The organism is Falsiroseomonas oryzae (assembly GCF_027856955.1).
GTDB classification, from domain to species: Bacteria; Pseudomonadota; Alphaproteobacteria; order Acetobacterales; family Acetobacteraceae; genus Falsiroseomonas; species Falsiroseomonas oryzae.
The window spans coordinates 1-7,046 of the sequence record NZ_JAPSMD010000287.1 but is presented as its reverse complement, the minus strand read 5'-3'; the positions used below and the strand labels follow the sequence as shown (position 1 = coordinate 7,046).

At 74.4% G+C, this 7,046-nt stretch carries 7 protein-coding genes; 3 read left to right on the top strand and 4 right to left on the bottom strand.

Annotated elements, in window-relative coordinates; genetic code table 11:
• Positions 1-165 precede the first annotated feature (165 nt).
• Positions 166-840: a DNA-3-methyladenine glycosylase family protein gene (locus tag OZN99_RS21825; RefSeq protein WP_270937365.1), complete on the bottom strand. Its 675-nt coding sequence runs from the start codon at positions 838-840 to the stop codon at positions 166-168.
• 241 nt (positions 841-1,081) lie between these two features.
• Between OZN99_RS21825 and OZN99_RS21820 the strand changes: the two genes are divergently transcribed.
• Positions 1,082-1,813: a response regulator gene (locus tag OZN99_RS21820; protein ID WP_270937364.1), complete on the top strand. Its 732-nt coding sequence runs from the start codon at positions 1,082-1,084 to the stop codon at positions 1,811-1,813.
• Positions 1,810-3,228, top strand: a complete 1,419-nt coding sequence (locus OZN99_RS21815) for an ATP-binding protein (RefSeq protein WP_270937363.1) — start codon at positions 1,810-1,812, stop codon at positions 3,226-3,228. The genes OZN99_RS21820 and OZN99_RS21815 overlap by 4 nt, the downstream gene beginning before the upstream one ends.
• Positions 3,229-3,248: 20 nt before the next feature.
• On the opposite strand, the gene OZN99_RS21810 is transcribed toward OZN99_RS21815, so the two are convergent.
• Both OZN99_RS21810 and OZN99_RS21805 read right to left on the bottom strand, forming a co-directional pair.
• Positions 3,249-4,379, bottom strand: coding sequence for an NAD(P)/FAD-dependent oxidoreductase (locus OZN99_RS21810; RefSeq protein ID WP_270937362.1), 1,131 nt, complete (start codon positions 4,377-4,379; stop codon positions 3,249-3,251).
• 45 nt (positions 4,380-4,424) lie between these two features.
• Complete coding sequence (locus OZN99_RS21805) at positions 4,425-5,390, bottom strand: tripartite tricarboxylate transporter substrate binding protein (RefSeq protein ID WP_270937361.1); 966 nt, start codon at positions 5,388-5,390, stop codon at positions 4,425-4,427.
• A 198-nt stretch (positions 5,391-5,588) separates the two neighbouring features.
• Between OZN99_RS21805 and OZN99_RS21800 the strand changes: the two genes are divergently transcribed.
• Complete coding sequence (locus OZN99_RS21800; RefSeq protein ID WP_270937360.1) at positions 5,589-6,470, top strand: glycosyltransferase family 2 protein; 882 nt, start codon at positions 5,589-5,591, stop codon at positions 6,468-6,470.
• 80 nt (positions 6,471-6,550) lie between these two features.
• On the opposite strand, the gene OZN99_RS21795 is transcribed toward OZN99_RS21800, so the two are convergent.
• Positions 6,551-6,775 carry a hypothetical protein gene (locus tag OZN99_RS21795; protein WP_270937359.1) on the bottom strand — a complete coding sequence of 75 codons (225 nt, stop codon included), beginning with the start codon at positions 6,773-6,775 and terminating at the stop codon, positions 6,551-6,553.
• Positions 6,776-7,046 lie beyond the last annotated feature (271 nt).

The window sequence follows — 7,046 nt, the reverse complement described above, 5'->3', positions numbered from 1 at the left end:
CGGCGGCCTCCGCCAGCTTCGCCAGCAGGTCGGGCGGCGGCGGATAGCCCGGCACGGCCTGGGTCAGGTCCAGCGCCGGCCTGGCCTGGCCGGCATAGCGCGCGGCCCAGGCGCGGGCGGCGGGGATGGGCGGGGCCGCGGTGGCGCGGATGCGAGACGACAGGATCATGCGGGATCCAGCGTGGCGCGTTTCGTGTGGTGCAGCCAGTGGTGCCAGAGCAGCCGCGCCGCCACCGCGCGGTGCGGCGCCCAGTCCCGCGCGATCCACGCCATGGCCTTCGCATCCGGCCGCGCCGGCAGGCCGAGGCGATGCGCCGCCGCGGCCTGCAGGGCGAGATCGCCGGAGGGGAAGACGTCCGGCCTTTGATGCGCGAAGAGCAGGTGCACCTCCGCCGTCCAGCGGCCGATGCCGCGGACCGTGCAGAGATGCGCGATGGCGGCCTCGTCCTCCATCGCGTCCAGCGCATCCAGCCGCAGGGAGCCATCCAGGATGGCGGCGGCCAGGGCGCGGCCGTGTTGCACCTTCTGGCGCGTCAGCCCGCCGTCGATGCCGACACGCTCGGCCGGCAGGGCCAGGAAGCCTTCCGGCGTGGTGGCGCCGGGCAGCGCGCTGACGCGCTTCCAGATGGCGAAGGCGGCCTCGTTGGAGACGAGCTGCGCGCAGATCGCCCGCAGCAGGCCGGGGAAGCCGCGGTCGCGCACCGGCCAGGGCAGCGGCCCGGCGCGGTCCTCGATGCCGGCGAAGGCGGCGTGGCGCCGCGCCAGCGCATCGGCCGCGGTGCGCGCCCAGTCGGGGGGGTGGGGAAAAGAGGGCGGCGGGGATGCAAGGGAGGGAGACATCCCCGCCGCCGATACACGAGGCCGAACCGGGACAGGAGGGGGAGTGTCACGCGGCGGGGCAGTCTGCCGCGGCCCGGTCGGCCATCGATGCGGGGAAGATGCGACCCGAACGTAACCGGCCGAAGGCCCCCACGGTGAGCAAGTGCAACACAGTGTTGCAGCCGCGCCCCCCGTCACGCGGCGCAACATCCGCCGCGCGGTGAACCCTGCGGCGCGGGCGCGGGCGCGCTATGTTGCAGGGATGGACAGCGCCGCGCCGCACATCCTGGTCGTCGACGACGACCGGGAGATCCGGGACCTTCTCGGGAAATTCCTGGAGAAGCAGTCCTTCCGCGTCACCGTGGCCCGCGACGCGCGGGAGGCACGGAAGCTCTGGCCGCTCGGCCGCTACCACCTGGTGGTGCTGGACCTCATGATGCCCGGCGAGTCCGGCCTCGACTTCGCGCGTTGGCTGCGCGGCCAGTCGGAGGTCCCGATCGTCATGCTGACCGCGATGGGCGAGGAGACCGATCGCATCGTCGGGCTGGAGCTCGGCGCCGACGACTACGTCGCCAAGCCCTTCAACCCGCGCGAATTGCTGGCCCGCATCCGCGCCGTGCTGCGCCGCGCCACGGCCGACAGCTCCACCCCCGCCGGCAACGGCGATCCGCCGGCCAAGGCGATCCGCTTCTCCGGCTGGATCCTGGAGCCGGCGCGGCGGCGGCTGCTGAACCCGCAGGGCGTCGAGGTGCCACTCACGGGGGGCGAATACGAGCTGCTGGTCGCGCTGGTGGAGCGGCCGAACCGCGTCCTGACGCGCGACATGTTGATGGACCTGCTGCGCGGGCGGCAGGCCGGCCCCTTCGACCGCGCCATCGACGTCGCCGTCAGCCGGCTGCGCCGCAAGCTGGAGGATGACGGGCGCAACCCGCAGCTGATCAAGACGGTGCGCGGCGGCGGCTACGTGCTGGCCACCACGGTCGAGAAGGGATGAGCACCGCAGGCCCGGCCGCGACGGCGGCCGCCTCGTCAGCCGCCGTGGCAGTGCCGCTGCGGCCGCGCCGGCGCCTGCTCTCGCGCCTGCTGCCGCGCAGCCTGGCGGGGCGCACGGCGGTGTTCCTGCTGCTCGGCCTGGTGCTGGTGCAGGTGGCCGGGCTGACGATCCATGCGCTGGACCGCGTGGACCTGCAGCGCTTCCAGCAGGCGCGCGAGATCTCGCAGCGGAGCTTCGCGATCTGGCGCACCCTGCTGGTCACGCCGCATGAGCGCCGCTTCATGGTGCTGGCGGAGATCGACCTGCCGCCCGGCCTGCGCGCGAGCTACGACGACGATCCCCTCGCCCGCCTCTCCTACCCGCCGCCGCCGCCGCCGATGCTGCGCATGCTGCGCGTCGAATCGGTGATGTCCGCGCCGCCGCGGCTGCGCCCGCGGGACGTGATCGTCTCCGGCAGCAGCCGGCCGGGCGTGATGCTGGCCAGCTTCCGCTTCCAGGACCATGGCTGGCTGAACCTGCGCATCGAGATGCCGCCGCCGCGGCCCTGGCATTCCGAGACCTTCCTGGCCGCGTTCGTGCTGATGACGCTGGCCGCCGCGGGGCTCACGCTGTGGGCGGTGCGCCGCCTGACCCGGCCGGTGCGCGACCTGGCCGCCGCGGCCGACCGGCTGGGCCGCGACGTGAACGCGCCGCCCCTGCCGGAGAACGGTCCCTCGGAGGTCGCCACCGCCGCGCGCGCCTTCAACACCATGGCCGAGCGCATCCGCCGCTTCGTCGGCGACCGCACGCAGATGGTGGCGGCGATCGGGCACGACCTGAAGACGCCGATCACCCGCCTGAAGCTGCGCGCCGAACTGCTGGACGACGACGAGCAGCGGGCGAAGATCCTCTCCGATCTCGAGGAGATGGAGGCGATGATCGGCGCCACCCTCGCCTTCGCGCGCGACGACGCGGCGGCGGAGCCTTCCGTGCCGCTGGATCTCGCCGCGCTGTGCCGGACGGTGCTGGACGAGGCGGCGGACGCCAACCCCGACCTGCCGGAAGCCGCCTTCGCCTATGCCGGGCCGGAGCACCTGACGGTGCGCGCGCGGCCGGTGGCGCTGAAGCGCGCCCTGGCCAACCTGGTGGGCAACGCGCTGGCCTATGGCAACGCGGCGCGGCTGGAGCTGGCGCAGGCAGCGCCGGGCCAGCTGCGCATCGCCATCGACGATGACGGCCCCGGCGTGCCGGAATCCGAGCTGGAAGCCGTGTTCCAGCCCTTCCGCCGCCTGGAGGCCAGCCGCAACCGGGAGACGGGCGGCACCGGCCTCGGCCTGACGATCGCCCGCAACATCCTGCGCGCGCATGGCGGCGACGTGGTGCTGCGCAACCGGCCCGAGGGCGGGCTGCGCGCGGTGGTCACGCTGCCGGCGTAGCGGTCCCGTGCCCTGGCCCCTCAGCCCGGCCGCGGCGCGGAGCGGTCCGGGAGGGAGGCCAGGGCAGCCGGCGAGGTCGCGGGCATGCCGCCGATGCCATCGGCCACGATGCGGCCGACCGCCGGCGCCGCCATGATCCCCGCGCCGCCCAGCCCGGCCGCCCAGTGGAAGCCGCGCAGCAATGGGTCCGGCCCGATAACGGGCAGGTGGCTGCCGGCGAAGACGCGATGCCCGGCCCAGGCCCGCGCGACCTCCGCCACCGGGATCGTCGTATGCGCCCGCAGCGCGGCCGCCGTGCGGTCCACCAGGGCGGCATCGGTCGCGCAGTCCCCTGGCTCGTCCTCGCCCTGGTCCATCGGGCTCGCGACCAGCTCGCCGCCTTCGGGTTTGAAGTAGAGCGGAATCGACGGGCATCGGAAGAAGGGCCAGACCTGACCGCGATGCGCGGGTGGCAGCGCCACGGCGATCATGTGCCGCCGCGTGACTTCGAAGCGGATCGGCAGCGCATGCGCCGCGCGCCCGACCTCGCCGCACCATGCGCCCGCGGCGTTCACGACATGGCCGCAGGCGATGTCGCCGGCGCTCGTCGTCACGCCGGCCACGGCATCGCCGCGGCGCCGCAGGCCGGTCCAGCGCCGACCGGTGGCAAATCGCGCCCCCGATTGCGCGGCGCCGCGGGCGAAGCCGCCCGCAAGCGCCGCGGCGACGATCTCGCCGGCGCCCGGGTAGAAGGCCGCGCCGGTGATCAGCTCCACGCGCGCGATCGGGACCATCGCGCGGATCTCGGCCCCATCCATCGCGCGCACCGGGATGCCCAGGCTTTCCGCCTTCGCGATCTCGGCCTGCAAGGCGGCGGTGTCGGGCTGCACCGTCGCGATGACGGCGCCCTCCCGGCCGAGGAGATGGCCTTCCGCGAAGCCGTCCGGCGGCTCGCGCAGGAAGGCCAGGCTTTCCTGCGCCAGCGCCGCGAAGGCGTCGCTGTCGTACATTGGGATGAAGTAGGAGCCGGCCCGGCCTGTGGAGTGCCGGTTCAGCCCGGCCTCCGCTTCCAGGACCACCACGCGGCCGGCGCCGCGCCGGCCGAGTTCGTAGGCGACGGCAGCCCCCAGGATGCCGCCGCCGATCACCACCACGTCCGCTGTCTCGGTCATCCGGTGGACACGCCGCCTTTCCTGCCTGCGATCGGCCGCCGCCGGTCAGTCCGCCACGATCCGTGCCTCGCGCGCGATCCGGCCGAGCTTGTCGATCTCCGTCCGGATGAAAGCGCCGAACTCCGCGGCGGAGGTGAGGCGGCGATCCACGGCGTTCTGCCGCAGCCAGGCCGCCTGCTCGGGCGTCTGCAGGCTGGCGTTGATCGCCTGGTTCAGCCGCCCGACGACAGCCGGCGGCAGGTTTGCGGGGCCGACGATGCCGTACCACTCGGTGACGTCGAAGCCTTCGAGCCCCGATTCGGCGACGGTGGGGATCTCGGGCATGGCCTGGGAGCGGACGGCGCCCGTCATGGCGATGGGGCGGACCTGGCCGCCCTGGATGAAGCCCGCCACGGCGGGCGGCGCGGCGAAGGTCATCTGCACCTGCCCGGACACGACATCGGCCAGCGCCGGCGCGGCGCCGCGATAGGGCACATGCGCGATGTCGAGCCCGGCGCGCAGCTTCAGCATCTCGCCCGCGAAGTGGTGCGCCAGGCCGCTGCCCGGGCTGGCGTAGTTCAGCCGGCCGGGGTTGCGCCGCGCCAGCGCGATCAGCTGCGCGAGATCGGTCGCGGGAACCGAGGGATGCACGACCAGCAGCAGGGGCAGCTGGCCGACCAGCACCACCGGCGTGAAGTCACGCACCGGATCGAACTGGGTGTCCGGCCGCATCGCCGGCAGCGAGGCGAGCGTGCTGACGACGACGCCGAGCGTGTGGCCATCCGGCGCCGCGCGGGCGACTTCGACGGCGGCCACGGCGCCGCTGGCGCCGGTGCGGTTCTCGACGACGACGGACTGCCCGAACGCTGCCTGCAGCGGCGCCTGCAGGCGGCGGCCGACCGCATCCGCCGTGCCGCCGGGCGAGAAGCCCACGACGATGCGGATGGGGCGGGAGGGCCAATCCTGGGCCATGGCCCCGGGCGCAGCCAGCGGCGCCGCGGCGAGCGCACCAAGCAGAAGCCTGCGTCGCATCTCTGTCCTCCCGTGGCGGCGCGGCGCGACGCGCCGCGGCAAAGTGTTCCGCGCGGGCCGGCGCGCGTCAACGCAACGGAACCCGAGGCAATGCCCGCGGCGGGACAGGGGCGCAAGCTGGACCCTGGGCGCCCCGCTGCCTATACCGCCGCGTGGCGCGGCGAAGCGGCGCGGCCACCGGCGTGGATCGGGAACGGCATGGCGGTCTGGCTCGTCACCATCCTCTACAACAGCGCGGAGGCGCTGCCGGCCTTCCTCGGCTGCCTGCGGGCGCAGACGCATGGCGAATGGCGGCTGGTGGCGGTGGACAACGCCTCACGCGACGAGGGCGCGGCGATCCTGGAGGCGGCGGGCGATCCGCGCGTCACGGTGCTCCGCAACGGGCGCAACCTGGGCTTCGCCGCCGCGGTGAACCAGGGGCTGCGCCACGCCGCCGCGGCGCGCGACGGCGACGTCTTCCTCCTGCTCAACAACGACACGCGCTTCGCGCCCGACTTCCTGGCGGAGCTGCTCGCGGCGCGCGAGCGCCACGCGGCGGAGGTGCTGGCGCCGCGCGTGATGCGCCTGGATGACCCAGGCGTCTCCTGGTACGCGGGCGGCGACATCGACGACGGCTGGGTGCTGCACAATACCCATGACGTGCATGACGAGGCCGACGCCACGCCGCACCGCCTGGTCGGCTTCGCCAGCGGCTGCTGCCTGCTGCTGACGCGCCGCGTGCTGGACACGGTCGGCCTGCTGGACGAGAGCTTCTTCGTCTACTGGGAGGACACCGACCTCAGCATCCGGCTGGGCCGCGCCGGCATCCCCATCCACTACGTCCGCGACCCCTTCCTGCTGCACGAGGGCGGCGGGTCCTCCGGCGGGCCGCGCAGTCCGGTGGTGGTGCGGCTGTTCAACCGCCATCACATCCTGCTCATCCGGAAGTACCAGGGCCGCGCCGCCGCGCTGCGCAGCGTGGCGCGGCTGCTGGCCAAGAAGCTGCGCCAGCCCCACACCCATCACGGCGCCTGGCGCGACGTGGTGCCTGCCATGCTGGGCGGGCTGGTCGCCCCGCTGAAGCCGGTGCCGCGGCTGTAGGCCGCCCGGGCGGGGCGCTGCCCTGCCCACCGGGTCGCGCGGATGCGCGGACGGCGTTTCGGACAAATTCGCCCGCCCGGTCAGAGACCGGCCAGGCGCAGCGCGACTTCGCCGGCCACGAGGCTGGCGCTCAGCCCGATTAGCGACCAGCGCATCGCCTGCCGCCAGCGCGGCTCGGCCGCCGAGGCCGGAATCCAGCGGAAGGTCGAGGGCGGCGCGGGGATGCGCAGCTCGTCGGGAATGCGGCTGGCCCGGGCCGACATGGCCGCGGCGCCGAAGGCGGGGGCGATCAGGGTCTGGCTCATGGGAAGTATGAGAACATAACGGGAACATCGATGCAAGGGGCTCGTGCCCCCCCATGCGGCGACCGCGCCGTCTTGCCACTGGACGCCGGTGCTTCCGCGCAAGAACATGGCCCAGGTCCAGGAGCACCCGATGTCCGAGAACCCCGTCCACTCCCCGCTGCGCCGCCGGCTGCTGGTCCTGCGCCTGGCGGCCCTGGGGGGCGCCGCGGCGCTGCCCGGCCAGGCCGCGGCGCAGGGCGCGAAATCGGGTGGCGGCGGCGTGCCGGATCGC